Annotated in this window: 26 protein-coding genes; 17 read left to right on the plus strand and 9 right to left on the minus strand. The window is 33.8% G+C overall.

Translation table 11 applies throughout. The features are described from left to right. Positions 1 to 6: 6 nt before the first annotated feature. Both waaF and CDOMC_RS02095 read right to left on the minus strand, forming a co-directional pair. Entirely contained in the window at positions 7 to 966 is a 960-nt protein-coding gene (gene waaF, locus CDOMC_RS02090; protein ID WP_172127510.1) for a lipopolysaccharide heptosyltransferase II, read from the minus strand. Next, the gene (locus tag CDOMC_RS02095) at positions 950 to 1,984 is read right to left on the minus strand and encodes a glycosyltransferase (RefSeq protein ID WP_172127512.1); all 1,035 of its coding nucleotides are present in this window, start codon (positions 1,982 to 1,984) and stop codon (positions 950 to 952) included. The genes waaF and CDOMC_RS02095 overlap by 17 nt, the downstream gene beginning before the upstream one ends. Before the next feature lie 51 nt (positions 1,985 to 2,035). On the opposite strand from CDOMC_RS02095, the gene CDOMC_RS02100 reads away from it, so the two are divergent. The 5 genes from CDOMC_RS02100 (at position 2,036) to CDOMC_RS02115 (ending at position 6,154) form a co-directional block, all read left to right on the plus strand. After that, on the plus strand, positions 2,036 to 2,953 hold the full coding sequence (locus tag CDOMC_RS02100) for a glycosyltransferase family 9 protein (RefSeq protein WP_172127514.1): 918 nt from the start codon (positions 2,036 to 2,038) through the stop codon (positions 2,951 to 2,953). Positions 2,954 to 3,472: 519 nt separating this feature from the next. Then, entirely contained in the window at positions 3,473 to 3,982 is a 510-nt protein-coding gene (locus CDOMC_RS10125; RefSeq protein WP_236861330.1) for a glycosyltransferase family 4 protein, read from the plus strand. Positions 3,983 to 4,056: 74 nt separating this feature from the next. Continuing rightward, entirely contained in the window at positions 4,057 to 4,230 is a 174-nt protein-coding gene (locus CDOMC_RS10130) for a glycosyltransferase family 9 protein (RefSeq protein WP_236861331.1), read from the plus strand. Next, the gene (locus tag CDOMC_RS02110; protein ID WP_236861332.1) at positions 4,227 to 4,973 is read left to right on the plus strand and encodes a glycosyltransferase family 9 protein; all 747 of its coding nucleotides are present in this window, start codon (positions 4,227 to 4,229) and stop codon (positions 4,971 to 4,973) included. Before CDOMC_RS10130 ends, CDOMC_RS02110 begins: the two co-directional genes overlap by 4 nt. 74 nt (positions 4,974 to 5,047) lie before the next feature. After that, the gene (locus CDOMC_RS02115) at positions 5,048 to 6,154 is read left to right on the plus strand and encodes a glycosyltransferase family 4 protein (RefSeq protein WP_172127516.1); all 1,107 of its coding nucleotides are present in this window, start codon (positions 5,048 to 5,050) and stop codon (positions 6,152 to 6,154) included. Here the strand turns inward: CDOMC_RS02115 and CDOMC_RS02120 are convergent. Continuing rightward, a complete protein-coding gene (locus tag CDOMC_RS02120; protein WP_172127518.1) occupies positions 6,151 to 7,245 on the minus strand; it encodes a glycosyltransferase family 9 protein in 1,095 nt (364 codons plus the stop codon). The two genes, CDOMC_RS02115 and CDOMC_RS02120, sit on opposite strands and share 4 nt — an antisense overlap. Before the next feature lie 87 nt (positions 7,246 to 7,332). Here CDOMC_RS02120 and CDOMC_RS02125 point away from each other — a divergent pair, with 87 nt between their 5' ends. The 3 genes from CDOMC_RS02125 to CDOMC_RS10295 are packed head-to-tail and all read left to right on the plus strand — an operon-like array spanning position 7,333 to position 9,378. Further along, positions 7,333 to 8,610, plus strand: coding sequence for a hypothetical protein (locus CDOMC_RS02125; protein WP_172127520.1), 1,278 nt, complete (start codon positions 7,333 to 7,335; stop codon positions 8,608 to 8,610). Then, positions 8,607 to 9,008: a polysaccharide deacetylase family protein gene (locus CDOMC_RS10290; RefSeq protein WP_336244375.1), complete on the plus strand. Its 402-nt coding sequence runs from the start codon at positions 8,607 to 8,609 to the stop codon at positions 9,006 to 9,008. The genes CDOMC_RS02125 and CDOMC_RS10290 overlap by 4 nt, the downstream gene beginning before the upstream one ends. A gap of 10 nt (positions 9,009 to 9,018) precedes the next feature. Then, the gene (locus CDOMC_RS10295; protein ID WP_336244376.1) at positions 9,019 to 9,378 is read left to right on the plus strand and encodes a polysaccharide deacetylase family protein; all 360 of its coding nucleotides are present in this window, start codon (positions 9,019 to 9,021) and stop codon (positions 9,376 to 9,378) included. Here the strand turns inward: CDOMC_RS10295 and rfaQ are convergent. From rfaQ to waaC, 4 genes are read right to left on the minus strand one after another with little or no spacing between them, the layout of a single operon-like run. Then, on the minus strand, positions 9,375 to 10,454 hold the full coding sequence (gene rfaQ, locus CDOMC_RS02135; protein WP_172127522.1) for a putative lipopolysaccharide heptosyltransferase III: 1,080 nt from the start codon (positions 10,452 to 10,454) through the stop codon (positions 9,375 to 9,377). The genes CDOMC_RS10295 and rfaQ overlap by 4 nt on opposite strands. Further along, positions 10,451 to 11,146 (minus strand): glycosyltransferase family 2 protein, encoded by a 696-nt coding sequence (locus tag CDOMC_RS02140; RefSeq protein WP_172127524.1) that lies wholly within the window; start codon positions 11,144 to 11,146, stop codon positions 10,451 to 10,453. Before CDOMC_RS02140 ends, rfaQ begins: the two co-directional genes overlap by 4 nt. Further along, positions 11,143 to 12,039: a lipid A biosynthesis lauroyl acyltransferase gene (locus CDOMC_RS02145; RefSeq protein ID WP_172127526.1), complete on the minus strand. Its 897-nt coding sequence runs from the start codon at positions 12,037 to 12,039 to the stop codon at positions 11,143 to 11,145. The genes CDOMC_RS02140 and CDOMC_RS02145 overlap by 4 nt, the downstream gene beginning before the upstream one ends. After that, positions 12,032 to 13,063, minus strand: coding sequence for a lipopolysaccharide heptosyltransferase I (waaC, locus tag CDOMC_RS02150; RefSeq protein WP_236861333.1), 1,032 nt, complete (start codon positions 13,061 to 13,063; stop codon positions 12,032 to 12,034). The genes CDOMC_RS02145 and waaC overlap by 8 nt, the downstream gene beginning before the upstream one ends. A 31-nt stretch (positions 13,064 to 13,094) precedes the next feature. On the opposite strand from waaC, the gene CDOMC_RS02155 reads away from it, so the two are divergent. Both CDOMC_RS02155 and CDOMC_RS02160 read left to right on the plus strand, forming a co-directional pair. Continuing rightward, entirely contained in the window at positions 13,095 to 14,114 is a 1,020-nt protein-coding gene (locus CDOMC_RS02155; RefSeq protein WP_172127530.1) for a 3'-5' exonuclease, read from the plus strand. 51 nt (positions 14,115 to 14,165) lie between these two features. Next, positions 14,166 to 15,221: an NAD-dependent epimerase gene (locus CDOMC_RS02160; protein ID WP_172127532.1), complete on the plus strand. Its 1,056-nt coding sequence runs from the start codon at positions 14,166 to 14,168 to the stop codon at positions 15,219 to 15,221. A 79-nt stretch (positions 15,222 to 15,300) separates the two neighbouring features. On the opposite strand, the gene CDOMC_RS02165 is transcribed toward CDOMC_RS02160, so the two are convergent. Both CDOMC_RS02165 and nrfH read right to left on the minus strand, forming a co-directional pair. Next, positions 15,301 to 16,980: an ammonia-forming cytochrome c nitrite reductase subunit c552 gene (locus CDOMC_RS02165; RefSeq protein ID WP_172127534.1), complete on the minus strand. Its 1,680-nt coding sequence runs from the start codon at positions 16,978 to 16,980 to the stop codon at positions 15,301 to 15,303. A 15-nt stretch (positions 16,981 to 16,995) separates the two neighbouring features. Then, positions 16,996 to 17,499 (minus strand): cytochrome c nitrite reductase small subunit, encoded by a 504-nt coding sequence (gene nrfH / locus CDOMC_RS02170; RefSeq protein ID WP_249321525.1) that lies wholly within the window; start codon positions 17,497 to 17,499, stop codon positions 16,996 to 16,998. 324 nt (positions 17,500 to 17,823) lie between these two features. Between nrfH and galE the strand changes: the two genes are divergently transcribed. The 7 genes from galE (at position 17,824) to CDOMC_RS02205 (ending at position 25,756) form a co-directional block, all read left to right on the plus strand. Further along, complete coding sequence (gene galE / locus CDOMC_RS02175) at positions 17,824 to 18,807, plus strand: UDP-glucose 4-epimerase GalE (protein WP_172127536.1); 984 nt, start codon at positions 17,824 to 17,826, stop codon at positions 18,805 to 18,807. A 108-nt stretch (positions 18,808 to 18,915) separates the two neighbouring features. Then, positions 18,916 to 20,238 carry a UDP-glucose dehydrogenase family protein gene (locus tag CDOMC_RS02180; RefSeq protein ID WP_172127538.1) on the plus strand — a complete coding sequence of 441 codons (1,323 nt, stop codon included), beginning with the start codon at positions 18,916 to 18,918 and terminating at the stop codon, positions 20,236 to 20,238. A 15-nt stretch (positions 20,239 to 20,253) separates the two neighbouring features. Continuing rightward, a complete protein-coding gene (gene tviB / locus CDOMC_RS02185; RefSeq protein WP_172127540.1) occupies positions 20,254 to 21,489 on the plus strand; it encodes a Vi polysaccharide biosynthesis UDP-N-acetylglucosamine C-6 dehydrogenase TviB in 1,236 nt (411 codons plus the stop codon). Further along, entirely contained in the window at positions 21,489 to 23,021 is a 1,533-nt protein-coding gene (locus tag CDOMC_RS02190; RefSeq protein ID WP_172127543.1) for an MATE family efflux transporter, read from the plus strand. Before tviB ends, CDOMC_RS02190 begins: the two co-directional genes overlap by 1 nt. Further along, positions 23,008 to 23,772: a glycosyltransferase family 25 protein gene (locus tag CDOMC_RS02195; RefSeq protein ID WP_172127545.1), complete on the plus strand. Its 765-nt coding sequence runs from the start codon at positions 23,008 to 23,010 to the stop codon at positions 23,770 to 23,772. The genes CDOMC_RS02190 and CDOMC_RS02195 overlap by 14 nt, the downstream gene beginning before the upstream one ends. Further along, entirely contained in the window at positions 23,769 to 24,704 is a 936-nt protein-coding gene (locus tag CDOMC_RS02200) for a glycosyltransferase family 2 protein (protein ID WP_236861334.1), read from the plus strand. Before CDOMC_RS02195 ends, CDOMC_RS02200 begins: the two co-directional genes overlap by 4 nt. Then, positions 24,701 to 25,756 carry a glycosyltransferase gene (locus CDOMC_RS02205; RefSeq protein ID WP_172127547.1) on the plus strand — a complete coding sequence of 352 codons (1,056 nt, stop codon included), beginning with the start codon at positions 24,701 to 24,703 and terminating at the stop codon, positions 25,754 to 25,756. Before CDOMC_RS02200 ends, CDOMC_RS02205 begins: the two co-directional genes overlap by 4 nt. The last annotated feature ends 1 nt before the right edge of the window (position 25,757 follow it).

Here is a 25,757-nt window from a genome sequence, read left to right on the forward strand (position 1 = left end):
TTTTGACTATATAGATGCTCTTTTTTCTAAAATTTCTTTAAAATTTTTCCTTATAGCCTCTATAATCATCTGTGGTTTTAGCTCTTTCATACATTCGTGCGTTCCAATTGGACAGACTCGTTTCATGCAAGGCGCACATTTTAGATTTAGATGCAAGATATGTGCTTTATCGTTATGCCAAGGACTGGTTTCTTTAAATTTTGTTGGTCCAAAAATAGCTATAGTGGGCACTTTATAAGCTGCCGCTATATGCATAGGACCGCTGTCGTTTGTTATGAAAATATCTATTCCGCCGATTTTTTCGCAAAGCTCTTTTATATCGGTTTTTCCGGCTAAATTTTCGCACTCTATATTTTCTTTGGTTAAAATTTCCTCAATTTTATTACAAATCTCGGCTTCGCTTTTTGATCCAAAAATCACTATTTCAAACTCACTGCTAAACTCTTTAGCAACCTCGGCAAAGTATTCAGGATACCATCTTTTTGCACTTCCATAGCTTGCGCCTGGATTTAGTCCTATACTCTTTTTTTCAAATTTAAAAGGCTCAAAATCTAATTTTAATTCATCGTGTATAATGTCTAAATTTAGTGATTGTTGTATGAAATTTTGATATTTTTTTACTTGATGAGTTATGTTTTTTGTCTTTTTAAATTTAAATTTTCGCTTCGCGCTTAAAAAAAACATTAAAAATCTACTTGTAAAACTACTTCTAAAGCTAATTGCAATATCAAATTTGCCTAGAGTTTTTGCGGTTTTAAAGATACTTAGAAAGCGACTTTTATTTTTTTTGCTGTCATCAATCAGTATTTGCTCGCAGTTCGGATGGTTTTTTATAAGTTCTGTTGCTGCAAACGAGCCAAAAAATGTAAATTTGGCCTTTGGAAATTTAAGCAATATGCTTTCTATTGCTGGAGTTGCCATAATGCAGTCACCTAGCCAAGTCGGAAGCTCAATGAAGATTCGCATTTATGATTTCCAAAGTTTTTTCTGCATTTTTTTCGATGCTGAAATTTTTAGCTAAATTGAAATTATCATTCTGAATACTGGTTAAAAATTCTTTTTCGTTTAGTAACTTTTCTAATAAATTTAAGATATTTTCATCATTTGCAGAGCTCATTACAAACTCTTTTTTTAAAATCTCACCGGCTCCGTTTTGAGCTGTAGTGATAACGGCATTTTTAAAGCTAAGCGCTTCTAAAACGACATTTGAAAATGGTTCATAATGGGTAGGAAAGATCAAGATATCGCTGATTTTATAAAATTTATCAACATCTTTTCTAGCTCCTAGAAATTTAACTCTATCTTCTAAATTTAGCGACTTTGCAAGAGAAATATAGCTGTTTAAATTTTTATCCTTGCCGATAATTATCGCTTGAAAATTTGATTTGATTTTAGAAAGAAGATTTAAAAGCTCTTTTGCACCTTTTCGCTTAAAGCCACTTCCTACAAATAGTATTATAGGTATTTTTTCATCCAATTTAAGCTCTTTGCAAAGCTCTTGTTTAGCATCTGTTTTATTAAAATCCTCTTGAAGTTTAACTCCGTTATATATAACTTCAATCTTGTTTTCGTTGATATTATAAACATCAATTATCTGCTGTTTAATAAAATTTGAGTTTGCGATTATCTTTTTTGAGTTTAAAAAACATCTTTTTTCAAGTGCAGGAATAACGAAATTTAGAGGATTTAAAAACCAAAATTTCTTGCTTTTCATATATACCTTATGCACCCCGTCTCCTGCACGGTAGATGTCTGCTGAGCTAACCCGCTCTAAAGAGAAGTAAAAATTATCATTTTTGCTTAATTTTACTTGAAGATTATATATCAAGGCTTTTATCCAAGAGCTTAAAAATTTAGGTGCATTAAGGTTTTTTATCTCACATTTTATGCCTTTATTTTCAAGCGTGTTAATCAGGCGCGAGAGATAAATTTCCGCCCCTCCGATTGCCTTTGAGCTCATTCTTAAAAATGTTATTTTTTTCATAAAAACATTCTATAAAAAAATTAATAAAAGATTGGTTATAATTGCGCCATTATGAAAATTTTATTAATCAGAAATGACAATATCGGCGATCTAATCTGTACTACTCCGGCTATTGAGGCGTTAAGGCATAAATTTGAGGATGCGAAAATCGATATAGTTGTAAATAGTCTAAATTCTTGCGTTGTGATTAAAAATCCATTTTTGAATAAAATTTATATCTATACGAAGCCAAAACATAAAAAGAGCTGGAAGGACAAAATTTGGGCATTTCTTGGAAAATGCAAGATTTTATTTCAAATTTACTGCCAAAATTATGATGTAGCAGTTATTTTTAGAAGCTCGTATTCACCGTCTGCCCCAATTTTTGCTAGAGTTTCAAGAGCTAAAAGAGTGATTGGAGTAGATCATAAATATCCTAAAAAATTTATAACCGATAAGATTAAATTTAATCACATACCTCATGAGGTTATGCTTTGCTTTGACTGCCTGGAGCCTCTTGGAGTCTATTATAATAACGAAAAAACTCTGTTTTTGCCAAAAAATGCGAACGATAAATTTAAAAATTTTGTATTTTTTCACATATCTAGCAGGATTAGCGAAAATCAGTTAAGTATAGGTAAGATAGAAGAAATTGCTAAATTTTTAAAGGAAAAATTTGCCGATGTGGTATTAAGTAGTGAAGATGTTGAATTTGGCGAAAGGGCTTCTAGACTCTCCAGAGTTGATTATCTGCAAACTTCAAGCATGGATGAGCTTGCAAACTACCTTTGTAAAGCCAAATTTTTAATAACACTAGATGGCGGAGTAGCGCATTTAGGTCCGGCTCTTGGTCTAAAAACATTTGTAATATTTGGTAAGACAAACTTGACTCGCTGGAAGCCATGGGGTGATGATGTGTATGTTTTGCAAGACGAGAGCGGCTTGGCTGAGAATGTAAAACTTGAAGATATTTATGAGATTATAAATTGATAAAAATTCTTGAACTTGAAAGTTCTCTTGGTTTTGGTGGACAAGAGCATCGCACACAGCGTGTTATCAATGGACTTGACAAGACAAAATTTAAAGTATTTTAAGGACTAAATAAGAACTCAAAGAGCTTTGAAAAAGAGATAGATTGCGAGTTTGTAAAGTTTAATCTAAAAAAGATATACAATATTTTTGAAATTTTTAAAATTTGCCGTTTTGTGAAAAAATCATATAGATATTATCTCTACTCACTCAGGAAAAGACGGAAATATCGGTGCAATAGTGGGTAAATTAACCGGGAAAAAGTAGTTCCCACCAGACACCTTCAAACCACTACAGGCTCGCCATTTAGTTATAATATCAGCACGGCCGTATCTAAAGCAACCAAGGATAGCCTTATAAGAAAGGGCGTCAAAGAGAGTTTAATAGATGTGGTCTATACCGGAGTTGATACAAATAGGTATAATCCAAGTTTAAAAAAAAGATATAAAAAAAGAGCTAAATTTGCCCTCAGACTGTGTCGTGGTAGGCATAGTTGCGGTACTAAGAGGAGCGAAAAATCATAAGCTTTTAATAGAGGCTTTTAACGAATTAAATTTTAAAAACTCGGCCCTAGTTATCGTGGGAGATGGACCTGGTGAGAATAATTTAAAGGCTATAACAAATGGTAAACAAAATATATTTATGCTTGGCAATAGAAGCGATGTAAGCGAAATTTTGCCTAGTTTTGATATATTTGTCCTGCCTTCAAAGATGGAGGCCTTAGGAACTGCTATTTTAGAAGCTAGTAGCTGCGCAGTTTCTTGCATAGGAAGTGATGCTGGCGGGATAATAGAGGCAATAAGAGATAAAAAAACTGGACTTATCTTTAAAAGTGAAGATAAAGAAAGTCTAAAAGAGGCCTTAAAGAGCTTGATAGAGGATAAGAATTTAATAGTTATGCTTGGTAAAAACGCAAGAGAGTATGTGGAGCAAAATTTCTCTATAGAAAAGACGGTAAAGGATACTGAAAAATTATATGAAAATTTATGAGAGAATTATTAAATTTATACTTAGCGAAAAAGGGATAAAAAAAGTGTTTTAGTAGATGAGCCATTTAAAACAGTATGTTTTTTAGCAATACTGCTATTGGCGATACTCTTTTTAGCACTCCGGTTTTTAGAGTCTTTAAACAAAATTTTCCAAATGTGAAAGTAGTAGCTCTTCTAAATCCATCTAATGCGGATCTGTTTAAAAATAATCCATTTTTGGACGAGATTGTACTATTTAACGGACGATGAAAAATTTCTTATCTGTTGCAAAAATTTTAAAAACAAAGCAGATAGATATAGCGTTTTTACTTCATTCAAATGAACCTCAAGCGACTCCGCTTGCAGTTTTAAGCGGAGCAAAATATATTTTTAAACTTCCTAATCTTAAAAACGATTTTAATAAATTTCACTCCAATCCGCCGACTCCATATAGAGAGCCTAGATATGTGGTGCTAAATAGGCTAGAACAGCTTAAATTTGTAGGTATTAATAGCTTTGATACTCGTATGGAGCTATTTTTACAAGATAGTAGTTTTGAGAACGTGGATAGAGTTTTAAATCGTAAAAAAGACGAAAAAATAGTAGGTTTTCAAATGGGAGCTAGCACAATTTCACGCCAGTGGTTTAAAGAACGCTGGATAGAATTGGCCAAGCTTCTTTTAAATCATGATAATTTTAAAATAGTTCTTACTGGAAATCAAGCAGAAAGAGTACTGACTGAAGAATTTTGTAAATTTTTTGATGTCGAACTAAAGAAAAAACGTATATTAAATTTTGCCGGATTTTTTGATATAGTTGAAGCTTGTCAACTTATTGGAAAGCTTGATGTTTTGGTTACGCCAGATACTGGACCTTTACATGTTGCAGCCGCTTTGAAGACACCAACAGTAGCTCTTTTTGCTGCCTCTGAGCCTATTAATTCAAATCCTGATTTTGATGTGGGCATACATAAATTTATAAAACAACCTCATACATGTGAGCCTTGTATATGAAAAAAATGTAAATATCAGAAGTGTATGCTTCAGATTAATGCCAATGATGTTTATTCAAAAATAAAAGAATTGTTTTGAAAAAGATTTTATTTGTAGATACAGGGCTTGAATTTGGTGGAGGAACTAAGAGCTTTTTGTATCTTTTGGATGCATTGATTGATAAAAAAGATTATGAAATCCTAACTTATTTTGAAAATGATTATTTAGTTAATACAAAAAAAATATCTCAAATATTAAATGAACATGGAGCTAAACATCTGAATTTTAATCATATTAAAAGAATGGGTAAACTTAAAAAAGAACTATTGAGAATATTTTCAAAAGAGCTTGTGTATAAAAAGATGTATACAGAAAACCTAAGATTTGCAAGAGAGTTATTAAGGTTTGCTAATCCTGATTTACTTCATTTAAATAACCATTTTTCTACAAATATAGCATATAATGTAGCTGCCAATGAGCTTGGTATAAATGTGATTCAGCATTGTAGAAAAAATGCTAAGATAGAAAACTTTAAGCTTAATATATTAAAAGATCTAAAATTCAAAACAATATGTGTATCTCAATCTACTTACGAGTTTTATAAATCTCAAATTTGCATAGATAAAAATGTAATATATAATCCAATAGAAATACATGGCAATTTATGTGATAATCGTGATGATAATATTATAAATATAGTTATGCCTGCCAACTTTTTAAGTCTAAAGGGGCATGATTTAGTATTTGAAGCCATGATTGAGATGAAAAGGAAGGATATTATATTAACACTTGCTGGAAATGGAGTTTTTGAAGGCAAAGTATTAAGTAATTTTGAAATACTCAAAAAAAGGGGCGTTGTAAAACATATTGGTTTTGTGGAGAATATGAATGAAGTTTATGAAAAAAGTGATTTTGTCTTAGGTTTTTCAACAGATGAAGGACTCCCCAGGGTTGTAATAGAAGGGCTTGCAAAAGGGTGCGGTATTATATTTTCAGATATAAAAGTCGCTAGAGAGATTTATGAAATATCATCTTTGAAAGATATTTTTTATATAGTAAATAGAAATAAAATGTCCCTTAAAGAATGTTTGGAAAATATCAAAAAACCAAATATTAAGAAACCGGATTATTCCATAATTAAACAATTTAGTCTAGAAAATTATATACAAAGCATAGACTTATTGTATAAATCTCTGATTTAACAATAGTGTTTATCAATAGATTGTATAAAATCTATTATATTTTCTTCGTCTTTATTATTGAGTTCAAAATATCTGCTAGCATCTATTTCTCTGATGGTGTGAAATACTGAGCTGATAGGCTCTAAGTTTGATTGAATAACCAGAGAATTAAAAACTCCTCTTTGTTCACTAGCAAAACATGGTCCCATCATACATATTGTAGGAGTGCTCACTGAATCTGCTATATAGTAGTTTCCTGTATCTGCTGATATATACAAGTCCATTTTTGATATATGATATGGCAATTCTTTAAGTTCTAATTTATCTACCATAGATATTATTTTTACATTTTGTGTATCGATATCTCTTAAGAGGCTATCTTCGTTTTTTATTCCAAAAATATAAACTTCTACATCAAATTGATTTAAAATTTTAAAAATTTTATTCCATGTTGTGCTCGGTGGTGTTTTTATTTTATTTCTAGCAGTTAAACTAATTCCGACTTTGAATTTTTCACTACAATTAATTTTTGGTTGTTTTGGTACAAAAAGTGGATCTTGAATTCTTTTTTTAAATTTTAGATTTATATGACGTAGTTTAAGGGTATGATTAAAATCATGTTGTATGTTCTGGTCTGCCATTCTTAAATACGATATTAAAGTTAAAATTGATGTATCATGTCGAATTTTTTGCATATTAAATGATAGTAATTTAAATGTTAGACTGCAAAATTCATGCTCTATTGTTTTAATATTTTTAGCAAAGCTAAATTGTGCTAGAAATAAATTTAAAGAATTTGGCATCATTACATAAACATCGCTATATCCATTGAAATACAGCCTAAATGCTAAGCGTATTTTTTTTAAAAAGTTATTTTTTATTGTATTTATTTCAAATTTGTTATTGATTCTACAGTCAAAATTAGCAAAATCAATATTAACACTATCTATAACTATGTCGAAATTTTTTACAATGTCAAAAATAATACTTGAATTTGCATAATCTCCTATTTTTGCTGTCTGTATTACTAATTTTTGCTTTTTCTTGCTTCTAAACGGTGATAGTATAAAAAGAATAGGAATAAAAATAAAATAAATCAATAGATATATCAAATATAACCTTTAAATTTTAAAATAAAAATATTTTACAATAACCAATATAAATTATTTGTTATAATGACATTCTAATTTTAGGAGATTATGGATGCAAAAAATACAATATACACGTTTTTAGATAACTGTATAGCATATTTTCTTTTTATTTTTATTGTCTGTGAGCATCATGTAAAGTTTACGGCTATAAAGAATATTTCTTTGTATCTAGGGCTTACTTTTTCATTTATTATGCTTTTTATGAATATGGATTATTTATTAAAAAATCTTAAAATCAATTTTAGAATAAGCAAGAATATCATAATCCCTATTATTTTGTTCGTTGTTTATGCTTTTATTGTTTCGTTATTTCCTTATGACAGTAGATTTGATTCTTTTTCAGATGCTTTTAGCGAATTTGGAAGAGGATTGGCATTTTTATTTATTGTTTATGTTTGGAGTGATGGTAGTGAAAAAAGTAAGATTTTTTTCTATAGCTGTATAGTTGCTCTTTTGTTTACAACACTTTATTATTCACAGATGCTTTTTGTAGATGTATCAAATTTTAGTAGCAAGGATCACTCTGTAGGCCGTATTATTAAACGTTCCTATGCCGATTATGTAGATAGATTTATGATATTTTTACTTATTGGATTTGTAGTTTTTAAAGAAAAAGTAATTAAAACATTGATGATATTTCTATTTTTATTAGTTATAGTAATGGAGATTTTGAGTGGAGTTAGAGGTAGTTGGGGCGTCCAAATTGTTTGCTTTTTATTTTTATTTTTTGGTGGATATAAAAATTTTTTAATAGAATATAAAAATAGAATTATAGCATTTGTAGTTTTATGTGGTACAATTTTTATATTGTTGGCTGTAAATTCTTATATGGTAAGCTATAAAATACTTCAAGGAATAAACACTCCTGAGAGATATTGGATAATAAAAGAGCGTTTGCCAACATTTGTTTCAAGTAATCGTGGATTAATCGGTCTTGGGTACGGCAAGGAGCAGTATGATGAGTTTTTAAGAGACAAAATGGATGAAGGTGTTACGCTTTCGTTAATGCAAATCAGACAAGATTCTAGCGAAAGATATTGGTTTAATGATGAACCATTTTTTATAGGCAATTTTTATTATTACGGTATTTTTGGAACTATGATGTTATTTCTATCATTTTTATCTCTTCTTTACTACTCTTTTAAGTATTTTATACAGAGTAAAAATTTAATGTTTTGTGCTATTTTTATATCTATTTTTGGGTATTTTGGAGTAAGAGGTTTATTCGAAACTATAAATTTAAGAATATTGTATATTTTTTACATGGCTGGTTTTTTTGTAATTCTTAGTTCAAGCTTTTTTAAAAAACAAGAGAAAGATTTATGAGCGTAGTTGTTTTAATGTATCACCATATCCTGCAAGACAGCGGATTTGTAACAAGTAGTGTGAATGAATTTAAAGAGCAGATGAGCTTTTTGGCCAAAAACGGATACAAAGCTCTTACTCCTAGCGAATTTTTAGCTTATAAAAAAGGTGAGCTAAAATTGCCAAAAAAGAGCGTATTTATAACCTTTGATGATGGCTGGAGGGATAATTTTTACTACGCCTATCCGGTTTTAAAAGAATTTGGATTAAAGGCCACAATATTTCTTGTAACATCTTGGATAGAGAAGGCTAGCGAGCAAAATGCATTAAATAGAGCAGATTTTACACCTCTTACTCACAAGGAGGCCAAGAAAATGGCTCCCGAAAATCCTGGGGGGGCTATTTTTAAACTGGGATGAGATAGGCAAGATGGCTGATATCTTTAGCTTTCACTCTCATACGAATGCGCATAATGATGATTATTTTAGCAGTCTGCCATTTAAAGAGGATTTGCAAATTTGTAAAAACATCATAAAAAAACGCTTGGGATTTGATGATAAACACCTATGTTGGCCCAGAGGAGAATATGATGAAAGTAGGCTAAGAGAGGCTAAAGATCTTGGATACGAGATATTTTATACTACTAAGCGCGGAGTAAATTTGGCCGATAAAAAGCTTGAAGAGATAAGAAGAATCGCAGCCAAAAAAGGATCTTGGTGGCTAAAAAAGAGCCTGTTTATTTACGGCAACGAGTCTGTATATCAAATTTACTCAAAATTTAAAGACTAAATATTTAGCTTTCTTTTTATCTCCTCTTTTACGGCTTCTAAATCAAAATCCATCAAGCACTCGCTTATCTTGCTTCCATTGCAACCGTCTTTGCCACATGGCACGCACTCTAGGTTTTGCTGAAAAACCGTGTGTTTGCCCATTCTTTGCACTCCGTTTCGCTCATGATAGCTTGAGTGCATCAACTCATTGTCCCAAGGCCCCCATTCAAAGGCTCCGCTTGGACCAAAAAATGCTATAACAGGAGTATCGTTTGCTGCGGCAATATGCATTATAGCTGTATCTACTCCTACAAAAAGAGCCGATTTTTTACTAAGTGCGGCAACCTCTTTCAAGCTTAAATTTCCTGCGAAATTTAGTGGAGTTGATTTGCAAAGAGCCAAAACCGAAGCTATTTTTTTCATCTCAGCTCCGTTTTTATCGGCAGTTAAGGCTACTTTTACACCCAGTTCGTTTTCGCAAAAATCAATAAGCTCGGCCATTATCTCATCTTTTACGCATTTAAACATCCAGCGACTAGTGAGGTGAAAATGGATGAAAATTTCTGGCAAATTTAAACTATCTACTAAATTTTCATCGAAAAATATCTCAACTTTTTTACTTGCAGGCTCTAAATTAAGCGCCTTAAGTACATCCAAATTTCGCTCTATCGTATGTTGTGAGGTGGTTTTTGGCACTTTAAGAGTGATAAATTTATTGATAGTCTTGTTTTTACCCTCAAATCCTATGATTTTTTTAGCTTTTGCGTATTTTGCTATTATTATTCCGCGATCTCCGGTGGTTGTTTGCACCGCGATATCGTATTTTTGCTTCTTGATTGAGTGTATAAATTTTAGCTCAAGCCATAGTTTTTTTAAAAATCCCTCGTTTTTGACTATCTCTCTATCGTAAACATATACGTTATCTATGTTAGGATTTGCCTCTATCATCGCTTCACAGCCTTTATTTAGAGCAAAGTCTATCTGCGCTTCAGGAAAGTGATGCTTGAGGTTGGCAATAAGCGGAGTCGTTAACAAGACGTCGCCTATATTTCTAAATTTCATAACTAAAATTTTAAATTTTTTCTTTTTTTTCATTTTATATATTTCCAAAATGTGTATTGCGAATATAGCTTGGCTATGACAAATCCGCGCCAGCCATCTAAAAACCCGCCTTTTAAAACAAAGAGTTTAAAAAAAGTCCATGCTGGATTAAATACCGCCTTGAACCTGTTTTCTTTAGCCCCTAGGCTAGAGTAGCGATTTTGTTTGGCGATAAACTGCTCTATGCTCTCATAAGCGTAGTGCTTAAAGTGATTTTTTAGCTCACCGATAGTGCCGTTTACAACAACTTTTTCATGAACCTCTTTGTCATCAAAATTTGCTTTGTTTTTATTAAAGAGCCTAATTGTAAAGTCAGGATATAGTCCCATATTTCGTACCTCTTTGCCAAAAAAGAAATTTAGCCTAGCCACCTTATAAGCATCAAATTTAGGCTTTTTTAAAATTTCTAAAATTTCCTCTTTTAAAGGCTCTAAAATAACTTCATCACTATCAAGAACAAACACCCAATCGTTTGTAGCCAAATTTACTCCAGCTTGCTTTTGCTTGCCAAATCCAAGCCATTTTTGATAGTAAAATTTTACATTTTCAAAGTCTTTGCAAATATCTTCCGTTTTATCTGTCGAACCGCTATCTAGGACTATAACTTCGTCCGCAAATCTTACGCTTTCAAGCACTTCTAAGAGGTATTTTTCGCTATTTAATGTCAAGATTACTACACTAATCATCTGTAAATTTCTTCATTGAAGTGTTTAAATCTCTTATGAAACCAAAAGTACTCATCCGGCTTTTGCCTAATAAATTTTTCGGTAGCATCTGCTTGGGCTTTGGTAGCCTCTAAAATCGCCTCATCCTTGCTAAAATTTCTAATATCAATTGGTTCAAAAAAGCAAATTTCATTTATCTTGCTATCTTCATCGCTTATTTTTATAAATGCCGGAACTATTATGGCATCGCTCTTTTGTGCAAAAATGCTAACCGATGGGGTATGAAGCACTCTTTTGCCAAAAAAATTAACCTCTATCCCGTCGCTTTTAGCAGTATTTTGATCGACTAAAATTCCAAGCAATCTTCTCTCTTTTATAGCTTTTAAAATCTGCTTCGCACCGCCTGATTTATCTATGAGCTCTATATCAAACTGAGTTCTGTTAGCCTTTAGAATTTTTTGCATCACACTACTATCAAGCGCTCTTCCTACTATGCTTACCGGTCCAAATTTTGCCGCCATAGCTAGGCTAAATAACTCCCATTCGCCGTAATGAGCGGTTTGTACTATGATAGCGCGACCTGAATTTAAAGCGTTTGTAAAAATTTCAAGATTTCTAAAACGGACTTTTTTTAATATCTTTTCTTTTGTGCTGTTTTGATTTTTTATGAAATTTATTGCGAATTTTGCATAGTTTTTATAGACATTTTTTGCTATCTGCTTTTTTTGTTCATTTGTAAGCTCGTTTTCGTAGGCGAAATCTAGATTTGCCATGATGATTTTATTGTGTTTTTTATCGAATTTATAAAACAAATTTGCGATTAAATCTAAAAAAGGGCTTAGTAAAAAATCCGGTAGTATAAAGAGCAAAAATTTAAAAAACCAATAGGTTAAAAGATAAAAAATATCACGCATTTAGTATTCTCTCGGCTGCTTCAGCTATGATTTCAGGCTTTATTTCGCGGATGCAAAAGTCATTTTTATCTATCTTTCTGGCATCTATTTTTTTGCATGCATCTATTGCTATGTTTTTATTTGTGGTGTAGGCATTACGCTGGCTAGGGCGGTTGCCAAATAGCGTTATAGACGGGATATTTTGAGCCCAAGCGATATGAGTTATCCCGCTATCGTTTCCTATGACAAGATCGCAGCTATTTATAAATTTAACAAGCTCTTTTAAGGGCATTTTTTCAAGAACATCGGCATTTGTGTATTTTACGATCTCTTCTAGCTTGTCAAACTCTTTTTTATTACCAAAACATACGTGAACTTTATAGTTTGAAAGCATTTTGATAACTCTTTTAAATTTATCATAGCACTTACTCTCTTCGCTTGCAAAAGGCGCTATAAGTATGCGTTTAGGCTCATTTTTTTCTGCTTTTTCATAAGCCATAAGGCATGGCTTTTTGTTTAAAATTTCATCTCTTTCAAATTTAAATCCTAACGCAAAAGCCGTTAGGCTTAAATTTCTAATTATAATGTTTTCGTTGTAGTCGCATGAGAATTTATGAGTATAAAATGTGCTTGCGAGGCTTTCTTTGGCGCTATTTTTATCAAATCCGTAAATTATTTTCGTATCTAAAATTTTTGCAACTATTGCCGATTTGATAAGTCCTTGCAGGTCTACGGCTATATGAAATTTTCCTGCATCTTTTAAAATTTTATAAGTTCTTAGAAATTTTTTATCTTTTAGCGGAATTTTTATAAGATTTGAAATTAGCTCATGGCCTTCTAATATCTCGGCAAATTTTTCATCCACTATCCATGAAATATCATAGTTTATGCTGGCTGATTCTAGATTTTTTTTGATAAACTCGAGTACTATGCTAGCATGTACTATATCACCTAGCGCAGAGAGTTTTATGATGGCTATTTTAAGGCTTTGGCTCTTTAAATCTTGGCTCATTTTTTCGCTTAATTTCACTATTTTTGGTATCATTTTACAAATATTTGGCTAAAAAAGGTTTGAAGTGTCTAAAAGTTATATTTGTGTATTTGATTGTGAAACTGTTCCTGATACCGCGCTTTTAAGGAGAGTTTACGGATATAGAGGCAGTGATTTGGATGTTTGTAAATCTGCATTTTGGGATCAAAAAGAGGCTAGCGGAAGCGAGTTTTTACCAGTGATGTTTCATAAAGTAGTCGCAATATCTGCAGTGATGGCAGATGAATTTGGCAGATTTTTACGCGTTAGTACAATGAAAGGTGAAAATGAGCAGGAAATTTTGGCCAAATTTATAAATTTCATCAATGAGTATAATCCGCGATTAATTAGTTTTAATGGACGCGGTTTTGATCTGCCTATGATTATGACGCGGTCCATGCGTTATAATCTAAGCTGCCCTGCCTATTTTGAAAGCGATAACAAAGAGCTTAATAAAAATAAATGGGAAAATTATAGAAGCAGATATGATGGTCGCTTTCATCTGGATTTGCTTGATCATATCAGTGATTTTCGTGCCGTTAGCGGGCTAAAGCTTGATACTCTTTGCGCGAGTCTAAATTTGCCTGGCAAATATGATATTCATGGCGATCAGGTTATGCAGCTGTTTTTTGCGGGTGAGATAGCCAAGATCAATGAATATTGCGAGTCTGATACTTTAAATACATATTGGCTGTTTTTAAAATATGAGCTTTTGCGTGGAAATTTAACAAAAGACGATTATGCTAGCTTTTTAGCTGACATGAGTGAATTTTTGATTCAAAAATGCTCACAAATGGGTTATACGCCGGTATTTTGTGAAGCCATAGAAATGGAACTTGCAAGGCTAAAGGGTGAGCTTGATTACGAGATAGTAGCTAGAGAATTTGATGAAGATGAAGAGGATGATAATGAGTCAGAACGCATAGGCATTGATGAGCTTGAAGATCATTTGGCTAAAAGCGGACTTGGCGGTATGGTAAAAAAGGCTAACGAGATTAATTTAAAGGCTAAAAATCAGCCTAAATTTGAAGAGAGATTGCCGGAAATTAACCTCGATGATGAGTGAAATTAGTTTGCCGAATTTTAACAAAATCGGTATGAATTAAAAGGAATAATGATGAAAATTTTAGTAACTGGAACGGCCGGATTCATTGGATTTCATCTCTCTCTTGCGCTTGCAAAGCGTGGAGATGAAGTAGTCGGGTTTGATAATATTAACGATTACTACGATGTAAATTTAAAATATGCACGTCTTGAGGTTGCGGGATTTAAAAAAGAGAATATTGTAGAAAACGAGGTTGTAGTATCCAATAAATATGCGAATTTACGTTTTATAAAGGCGGATTTAGAGAATCTTGAAGTTTTGCAAAGGCTTTTTAACGAGTTTAAGTTTGACTGTATAGTAAATTTAGCAGCTCAAGCAGGGGTTAGATACTCTTTAATAAATCCTCATGCATACGTATCTAGTAATATCGCGGGCTTTGTAAATTTACTTGAGTGTGCGCGCAAATTTGAGCTAAAAAATTTCGTTTATGCGAGCTCAAGCTCGGTTTACGGACTAAATGAAAAGATGCCTTTTAATACCCACGATAGTGTCAATCATCCAATCAGCTTATATGCAGCCAGCAAAAAAAGCAACGAGCTAATGGCGCATACATATAGCCACCTATTTAATCTGCCAACTATAGGGCTTAGGTTTTTTACGGTTTATGGTCCTTGGGGACGTCCTGATATGGCTCTATTTTTGTTTGTCAAGGCTGCTCTTGAAGGAGAGGCTATAAATGTGTTTAACTATGGTAAGATGAAGCGTGATTTTACATATGTAGATGATATAGTAAAGGGTATTATAAAGTGTATAGATAATCCTCCTAAGCCAAATGATAATTGGAGTGGACTAGAGCCAGATCCTGCTGCATCCAAAGCCCCTTATAAAATTTACAATATCGGCAATAATAACCCGGTAGAACTGATGGATTATATAAAGGCAATTGAGATAAAGCTAGGTCGTGAGATAAAGAAAAATTTCATGCCGATGCAAGCTGGTGATGTGCCTGCTACATATGCTGATGTGAGCGGGCTTATAGAGGATTTTGACTACAAGCCAGATACTAGCGTAAATGATGGCGTGGCTAAATTTGTCGAGTGGTATTGCGAGCATTATAATAAGAAATAATCATCAAAGCTTTAGTGGCTATTTTTATATTATTTTTTAAAACCCTATCCGATTGGTTCGGATAGGGTATTTAAATCTCTTATTTAAAATTTAGATTTTTAACGTCTTCGTCAAGTTTCTTTAGTCTGTCTGACGGAGGAGTTCCGACTAGACCATGGTGCAATTCAATTTTTGCAGGTGGCTCAGGTATGGTAGCTGTTTGTGTTAGAGCTATTGTTATACCGTATTTAGATAGAGTATTGGCTAGGTGTAGTTGCCCCTCTCTTGCGATTGATTGGCATTGTCCTATGATTCTAGCAGCCTCTTGTGGTCCGTGGAATCCGTAACTATTCTCACTAAATGCAAAGTCCCATCTGATGTGCGCTTTTCTATGCATCCATAGCGGTTCTTTTAAAGCTTCGCTTATAGATTTTTTCTGCTCATCAGGTGCAAGTCCTGAAAAATCACTATGTTTAGCCAGTTCAACTCTTGCTGTTTTTAAATCTTCGATTAAAGATAGTAGGTCATTTTCGCATTTTCTAAGCTCGTGAGCATGGCGATTTTGGATAAATGAAATTCTCTCTTTTAGCTCATCTTCGCTTTGCATGTGGCATGTTTTACAACTTGCTGTTATATCTGCAAAAGGAGTTTGAACTATATGGTTTGTAACCTTAGTTGCGCCCACTCTCTTATAAGGCATATGGCAATCCACGCAAGTTACTCCGCTTCTGGCGTGAATACTTGTAGTGTGAAGCTCAGCCTCAGGGTGTTGCATCTTTATCATTTTAGCATCGGTTTGTTTATGCTTATAATCCGCTAAGAATAGGCCTTTATCATGCATCTCGTCGAAGTGCTGATCAAACATCTCTATTTTAAATGGCTCATCCTTAGGCCATTTTGACCATGGGAATACTAGAGTGGCTTGTTTTCCAGGATAGTATTCTACGTGGCATTGCATACATACATAGTTTCTCATCTCAGCTCTTGTAGCCTTTATACCTTGTTTTAGATCAGCTTCGTATCCGCGCTTAACCATAGCATTTACAAATCCTGGCCTTGTAACTCTTAAGCTCATATCATCAGGATGGTGACAGTCTGCACAGCTTGATCCTAAGTGAGAGCCTCCATAAGCATCTTTTCCGTATTTTTCCTCAACCATTTTCATTACATCAAAATATGGTATAGCATTCATCTTGGCCCAAGCTTCTTTTCTTGCTTGCCCATTCTCTTTATCAATATCAAAGAAAGGCATATCTTGCTTGCTTGATTCTGTCGGATCTGTGCGTAATACTGTATAGCTAGGATCGTTTATTATGGCTGTTAGGTGACCTGTATGGCAGTTTACACAAAAACCAGGTTGTCCATTAAATGCAGGAAGGCCGTGAGCGTTTAGATACTCTTTATTATTTCTCATAGTTTCGATTTGATCGATTTGAGAATAAAAATGAAGTCTAGGTCTGTTATAATCTACCGCAAATGCATATCCTTGCCAGAAAACCGTAGCCGCAGGCCATCTCATAAGCTTGCTATAAGGCACTGAACCAGCAAAAGGCGTTTCAAAGAAAATATCTTTCATAGCTACCGTGTCATCGTATTGAGTCGGGAAATTTTTGCCCCACTCTCTGATATCAGGGTTTAGGTCACTAACCTTGTTAAGCATTAGAGGGTAGTGCCTCTCTTGCGCCTTTTTCTCGCTGATATCGCTAAATAGTGCGAACATTCCTGCACCGCCGATAACAGCTATAATAAAAATTATACTAAACAATAGTTTATTTTTCATTGTAACTCCTTGATTTTAATAGTTATGAGCGTGACCGACTTGCCTATGACAAGAGACACAACTTAAAGATTCGTTTTGTATATTTGGATCTCCACCGTGAGCTTTGGCATTAACCGAAGTCGCAGCATATTCTCCGTGGCACTCTATACAGTTGTTTTGAATTACCTTTTTGCTCTTTGCATTAGCGCTAAAAGGCACAGGGTTGTCTTTAGCAGTAAAAGCATAGCTGTGACCAAAACCACTCTCAGCTTTCATCATCCACTTGCCTATGAAGTCATGAGGGACATGACAGTCATTACAGGTTGCAACGTGTTGATGTCCGCCTCTTTCCCAGCTTTCAAAGACCTGATTCATAACATGGCAGTTTTTACAAGCTGATGGATCATCACTCATATATGAAAAACCTTTTGCATATACGAAGGTATAAAGTCCATGCCCCAAAACAACACCTATGCTAATCACAAGGATTAATGTAGCCAAGAAATAGGGTTGCTTTTTAGCTTTTTCTATGACTTTCAAAAAACCTCCTTATAGATAGATTAATATTTCGTAATAATATTACATTTAAATGAGAGATTAATTGACTTAAATCAATTTTTAATGAAAAAGTTTAATAAAAATTAAACTTTTGCACAAATAGTAACTATATAATAAATATTTAGTTAATAATAATGTTTTAAAAATGCCTAAATATACTCTATTTATAAGGTTTATTTATTATTTAGAAATAAATATTGTATTAATTAATAAATATTAAATGTAATTAAATGTATCAAATGTCTTATTACTATTTATTAATAGAATATTTGATAAAATTACTAAATCTTATAATAAGGATTTTTAATGAATATTTTGATAACCGGAGGAGCGGGCTATATAGGCTCTCATGTTCTAAAATCATTTATTAAAGAGGGCGGCCATAAAATAACTGTCATAGACAATCTTTCAAAGGGCTCGATAGTCGCCATAAATACTCTTAGAAATATATATGAATTTGAGTTTATAAATATAAATTTAGAAGATGATCTGACGCAAATTTTTGCTAACGGCAAATTTGATGCGATTATACATTTTGCTGCTTTTATAGAGGTCTTTGAAAGCACGCAAGATCCGCTTAAATACTATCTAAACAACACTGCAAATGTGGCTAAAATTTTAACTTACTGCAAGAAATTTAATGTAAATAAATTTATATTTTCTTCGACTGCTGCGGTTTACGGTGAGGCCGATACTCCTGAAGTTAGCGAATTAAGTCCCACAAATCCTATAAATCCATATGGGTATTCTAAATTAATGAGCGAGCAGATTATAAAAGATTACGCGGCAGCAAACAAGAGCTTTAAATTTGCTATTTTGCGCTATTTTAATGTGGCTGGAGCCGATGAGGACGGGATAATAGGACAAAATTATCCAAACGCAACTCATCTAATCAAAGTAGCTACGCAAACAGCTCTTGGAAAGCTTGAAAATATGAAAATCTTTGGAAACGATTATGCTACAAAAGATGGTACTTGCGTGAGAGATTATATACACGTAAATGATCTTGCAGACGCTCATCTTGCCGCACTTAAATATATAGATAGCAATAGTAGTGAGATTTTTAATGTAGGATATGGATACGGGTTTAGTGTAAAAAGCGTTATAGAGACCACAAAGAGAGTGAGCGGAGTAGATTTTAAAGTTATAAATTCATCCAAGAGAGATGGCGATCCTGCGATATTAATATCAAACGCAAATAAGCTTAGAAAGCTAACTGGCTGGACTCCTAAGAGGGATAGCTTGGAATTTATAATAAAAACGGCTCTTGAGTGGGAGAAAAGAGCGTAAAAGCTTTTAATCTCACATCTTTTGAATTGAATTTATTCAACTAAATTTAAAATTTAATAAACTTAAAAAAGGTATAATCTAAGCTTAATAAAACTTCAAGGAATATTTTTGAAAATAGCTGTTATAGGCACTGGATACGTGGGTCTTGTAAGCGGTGCGTGTCTTGCCAAAATAGGAAATAGTGTAATTTGTGTAGATGTGAATAAAGAAAAGATTAATGACTTAAAGCAAGGGATAGTGCCTATATATGAGCCGGGGCTTACCGAGATGGTCGCCGAGTGCTTTACTAACGAAACTCTTAAATTTAGCACCGATATAAAAGAGGCTTTAAATCATGCAAATGTACTGTTTATAGCGGTTGGAACACCAATGGGGGCTAACGGACAGGCTGATTTAAAATATGTATTGCAGGTTGCAAAGAGCATAGGCGAAAATATGATAAAGCCATTAATCGTGGTGGATAAATCAACCGTTCCTGTGGGTACCGCTGAAAAGGTGCAAAATATAATATCTGATGAGCTAGGAAAGAGAAATTTGGATATAAAATTTGAGGTTGTAAGTAATCCCGAGTTTTTAAAAGAGGGTGCTGCGATTGAGGATTTTTTAAAGCCTGATCGTGTAGTAGTAGGCTCAAACGGAGGCTGGGCAGAAGAGATTATGCGCGAAATTTACGCTCCTTTTATGAAAAATCACGATAGATTTATAGCAATGGACGTAAAATCTGCCGAGATGACTAAATATGCTGCAAATGCGATGCTAGCTACTAAAATAAGCTTTATTAATGAGATAGCAAATATATGCGAAAGAGTCGGAGCGGACGTAAATTTGGTGCGCAAAGGCATAGGAAGCGACTCTAGGATAGGATATAGCTTCATCTATGCAGGATGTGGATATGGAGGTAGTTGCTTTCCTAAAGATGTCGAGGCTTTAATCTATACTGCTAAGCAAAATGATTTCGAGCCTAAGCTTTTAAATGCGGTTGAGGAGAGAAACAAGGCTCAAAAGCGAGTTCTTTTCGATAAAATTTTTAAGTATTTTAACGGAAATTTAAAAGATAAAAAGATTGCCATTTGGGGGCTTGCCTTTAAGCCAAATACAGATGATATGAGAGAGGCTAGCTCGCTAACTCTTATAAATTTACTTGAAAATGCAGGTGCAAATATTGTGGCTTACGATCCAAAGGCAGTAAATGAGGCCAAAAAATATCTAACACATTCTAAAATAAAATATACAAAGAGTAAGTATGACGCTCTAGACGATGCTGATGCCTTGGTTCTTGTGACTGAGTGGAGCGAATTTAGATCGCCAGATTTTGATGGGATGAAAAAAAGGCTTAAAAACCCGCTTATTTTTGACGGTCGCAATCAATACAATTCAAAAAGTTTAAAAGATCTTGGATTTACTTATTTTCAAATCGGTGTTAGAGTTTAAAAATAAAGGAAATATATGAAAATAGCAGTTATAGGACTTGGTTATGTGGGTCTGCCTTTGGCGGCGGCTTTTAGTAAGAAGTATGAAGTGGTCGGATTTGACGTAAATAATACCCGTATAGAGGAGCTTAAAAGTGGATTTGACCGCACTCTTGAGTTAAATAGCGAGCAGATGAACGAAGCGATAAAAAATTCAATGAAATTTAGCACAAATTTAGAGGATATCAAAGATTGCAGTTTCTTTATCGTTACAGTTCCAACTCCGATAGATAAAAATAAAAGACCGGATCTAACCCCTGTGATAAAAGCTAGTGAAAGTGTCGCAAAGGTGCTAAAAAAAGGCGATATAGTAGTATATGAAAGCACCGTTTATCCTGGAGTTACCGAAGAGGTTTGCGTGCCGATACTTGAAAGGGTAAGCCAAATGAAATTTAATCAAGATTTTTACTGCGGATATTCACCTGAACGTATAAATCCGGGAGATAAAGAGCACACCGTAACAAAAATCAAAAAGATTACCTCCGGCTCCACTCCGCAAATCGCAGATAAAGTGGATGAGGTTTACCGCTCAATAATTACGGCAGGCACTCATAAGGCGCCAAGTATAAAAGTGGCGGAAGCTGCAAAGGTCATAGAAAATACTCAGCGTGATATCAATATCGCCTTCATAAACGAGCTTGCGATGATATTTGAGCGCATGAATATAGATACATCGGCTGTTTTAGAGGCTGCTGGCACTAAGTGGAATTTTTTAAATTTCCGCCCAGGGCTAGTCGGAGGTCATTGTATAGGAGTAGATCCATATTATCTTACACATAAGGCTCAAGAGCTTGGTTTTCATCCGGAGATGATTTTGGCTGGTCGTAGGATAAATGATAATATGGGAAAATACGCGGCATCTCAGGTGATAAAACTGATGATCAAAAAAGGCGTAACAATAAGCAGTGCAAAGGTGCTTGTTTTAGGGCTTACATTTAAGGAAAACTGCCCTGACATTAGGAATTCTCGTGTTATAGATGTGATAGATGAGCTTAAGGATTTTGGCTGCACAGTTGATGTATACGATCCTTGGGTGGATGAGGCGGAAGTAAAGAGGGAGTATGGCATAACTCCGTTAAAAAATTATGACGAAAATGATTATAACTGTGTGATTATCGCTGTTGCGCATGATAAATTTAAGGGGCTAAAATTTAAAAACGTCCTAGTTTACGATATCAAAAATATCTATCCGGACGCCGATGCGAGACTATAGTGCTTATCAATCTGATTAGCTCAATTGTAGTTTTTATAATATCCTTGGGGATAAATTTCTTTTTAACCCCCTATATCTTAAAGAGCCTTGGCAACGAGGCTTATGGCTTTGTCGCTCTTTCTAACGCTGTAGTTTCATACGCTTCTGTTGTTACTGTGGCTATAAATTCGGTTAGTGGTCGCTTTGTCGCTTGCGAGTGGCATAGAGGCGATATTGCCAAGGCTAATATCTACTACTCTTCGGTTTTAAGCGTAAATATATTTTTTTCTATCCTGATAGTGCTGTTTTCGGCGATTTTTATAATGAATTTAAGTAGTGTTTTAAACGTGCCTGAAAATTTAGAGAATGATGTTAAATTAACCTTTGTTTTTTACTTTATAAATTTCTGCGTAGGACTATTTAACGGGGTTATTGCCGTATCTGCATTTGTTAAAAATAAACTTTATCTACTCTCTATTAGAAATGCGATTTCAAGTGCAATTTTGGCTATTTTGATAGTTTTTTTCTTCTATTTTTTTAAGCCGATGATCTCATATATCGCTATTTCCGCACTTGTGGCCTCTATTTTTGTATTTTTAAGCACTATTTTTATATCCGCTCGCATCACTCCGGAGCTAAAATTTGATATATCTAAATTTGATTTTAACAAGATAAAAGAGCTTTTAAGCTCTGGCGTTTGGAATAGTTTTAATGCTTTAAATCGCGTGTTGATGACTGGAATGGATCTATTTATCTGTAATATCTTTATAAATGCCAACGTAACCGGACTTCTTGCCGTATCAAAGGCGGCTCCTATTATTTTAGAGAGTTTTGTGGCTCAGCTTAGCGGGGTTTTTGCGCCTAAATTTGTAGAGCTTTATTCAAAAAGTAATCTTTTAGCTTTGATTAACGAGACTAAATTTTCAATGCGAGTTATTGCCTTTGTAATGAGTGTTCCGGCAGCTATTTTTGTGGTATTTGGACGAGAGTTTTACACCCTTTGGCTGCCGTTTAAGAGTAGCGAGGAGATAGCTTTAATATATAATCTTTCGATGATAACGCTTGTTCCGATTATCTTTATAAGCTATGCCTTTGCGCTTTTTAACCTTGATAGCGCGACCAATAAGCTTCGTAGGCCGGCTATCGCAAATACTATTTTGGGTGTTAGCACCATTATCGCTCAAATTTTGATCTTAAAATTTAGCGATTACGGAGTATATGGGGTGGCTATTATAGGAGCTGTTTTTTATAGCGTTCGCATACTATTTTTTGACCTTATAAATGCGGCTTTAAATTTAGAGCTAAAAGTAACGACATTTTATGGAGTATATCTTAAGAATTTAGGTATTTTTATAGTTTTATCTACGGCCATTTTTATATTTAGCAGCTTTATTGATATTAAAAATTGGACACAATTTATTCTGTATTCTGTTATATTTTTGATTTTTGGATATGTTGTTATCTTGTTTTTGATATTTAATAGGTTTGAACAAAAAATTGTTATAAATAAGATTGTTTTTAAAATTAAAAGGCTTTTGAATGCAGGAAAATAGCCTATTTTTAATCTCTCTTAAAAAGGACGATGCTAGACGAGAGACTCTTAAAAATCGCTTTGCAAGTTATGATAAATTTAATATTATCGATGCGATTGACGGCAGGGTTATGAGTGCCAAGGAGTATTTTGGATACGCGCTTAGGAGCTTTAAGGCATACAATAGACTTTTAAGTCCCGGCGAGATTGGTTGTAGTCTCTCTCATATGAGTGCTTATGAGGAGTTTTTAAATAGTGGTGCTAAATTCGCACTAATATTTGAAGATGATGTTATAGGGGATGATGAGGGTATAAAAAACGCATTTGAACTAGCGGATAAAATAGATAAAAACTCAATTTTGATTTGCGGCTGCCAAGATGGACTTGAGGGTAGATTTTCGGCTTTTGGAAAGAGGCTAGAAGATGATTTTTATCTGGTTTCAAAGCACTCTTATGTGAGTATTTATAGGGCGGCTGCATATATAGTGACAAGAGATAGTGCTAAAGCCTTGCTTGAAACGCACAAAAGAGCAATTTGCACAGCCGATTTATGGAGTTATCTATTGACATCAAATAAGCTTAATATGTATTTTAGCGATATTTTTGCTCATCCTATTGATCTAAGCGATTCAAATATCAATGCAGAGCGTGATGAACGCGGGTATGCCAAGATAAATTTAAAAGCCTTGTTTAAATCGTTTAAATATATCTTAGCGACTAGATATGAGGCTAAATTTAAGGGCTATGAGAGAATTTTTAAGGAAAAGACGTGAATATAAATGAGCCTTTAATAAGTGTCATAATCCCTACGTTTAACCGTATCAATCTATTAAAAAAGGCTTTAAATTCAGCTCTTAATCAAACTTATAAAAATTTAGAGATCATAATAACCGATGATAAGAGCAGTGATGGCACGAGTGAGTTTTGTCAAAATTTAAAAGATCCTAGAGTGAAATATGTGGTAAACGAAACTCACGAAAAGGGTCCAAACGGAAATAAAAATAACGGCTTTGATAATTGCAATGGAGAGTTTATCTGCCTGCTTGACGATGATGATGAGCTGTATTTAACAGCTATTAGCGAGTGTTTTGACTTTATAAAACAAGGATATAATGCTGTGTTTGCAGACTGTATTTGTGAGCTAAATGAAAAAATAAGCGGGAAAATTTCAGGCAGAAATCCATATGAAAAAAGCTGCGAGATGAGCAAGATAGACTATCATTGCGGCAGGATAAGCGGAGAGTATTTTAAGCTTTTTTCTCGTAAATTTATAGAGAATTTTCGATTGGACGAGAAGAGTTTTGGGGGAGAAAATGAGCTATATATTAGATTTTTTGAAGATTTAGTCTATTATCACAAAAAACCTCTTTACATATATAGGATAGCTCGCTCTGACAGCGCTACAGTAAATGCCGCTAAATATGCTAGCAAGGTTGCTAATGCCTATTTAAAAACAGCAAATTTATGCCACGAAATAGCAAGCGTAATGGCGCCTGAATTTTTAGCGCTTCAATATAAAAATGCCGCATATTATGCAAAGATAGCAGGAAATTATGCGCTTATGTATGAGTGTTTGTTTAAGAGCTTGAGAATAAAATTTAATAAAGAAGCTTTTATATTTTTGCTGCTTAGTCCTCTTCCAAGCTCGTTTTTACAAAGTCTGTCTAAGCTTAGAGTAAAGATAAAAGAGAAGTTTGGGATATGAAAATCTTATTTGTAATCTCAACTCTAAGATGTGGCGGAGCCGAGAGAGTATGCTCAATAATCGCTTCTAAATTTAGCCAATATAATGAGGTTGTGCTGGCTAAATTTGATAGCGGTGAGCCGTTTTACGAGCTTGATAGCAAAGTAAAGCTTGCAAATTTAAATCAAGGCGTAGGAGATTTTGGATTTTTAGGGAATTTAAAGAAGCGTTTTAGCAAATTTGCCTCTTTAAGAAAGATGCTAAAAGATGATAAATTTGATGCTGTTATATCCTTTTTGGATAGTACTAATATTTTGGTTTTAATGAGTAGTGCGGGTTTAAAAACTCCTGTTATAATCAGCGAGCATACCAGCTTTAATGCCCCAAAAAAACCGATTATTAAAGCTTTAAAATATATCTTTTATCCTTTTGCAGATGCGCTTAGTGTACTGACAAAAGAGGATAAAGGATATTATTCTAAATTTTGTAAAAATGTAGAAGTTATATATAATCCTGGTTTTGGTAACAATGATGATGAACTAAGCTGTTTAAAAGAAAATTTAGTGATTTTTGTCGGACGCTTAAATATGCTAAAAAACTGTGCGATGTTTGTAAGAGTGGCTGCAAATTTAAAGGACTTTGGCTATAAATTTATAGTTGCAGGAGATGGCGAGCAGAGAGAAAAACTGCAGCTACTTTCTAATGAGCTTGGAGCGCAAGTCGAGTTTTTAGGCAATGTGGCAGATGTTGAGAAACTTTATAAAAGGGCTAAAATTTTAATCTCAACCTCTATTGTTGAAGGGCTTGGAAATACGCTAATAGAGGCGATTGGCTATGATTGTGCAAGGGTTGCTACTAAGACAAGCGGTGCAAAAGAGCTTATAACGCATGGATTTGACGGGTTTTTATGCGAAATAAACGATGATAAGATAATGAGTGAGATGGTTTTAAATTTGATCCAAGATGAGACGAGAAGAGATGAGCTTTGCAAAAACGCAAGAGCCGGGCTTTGGGAGTTCAGCGTGGATAATATATATGAAAAATGGCTTAATATGATTAAAGAGGCGGTGTGAA

This window comes from Campylobacter sp. RM16192 (assembly GCF_004803855.2).
GTDB lineage: Bacteria > Campylobacterota > Campylobacteria > Campylobacterales > Campylobacteraceae > Campylobacter_A.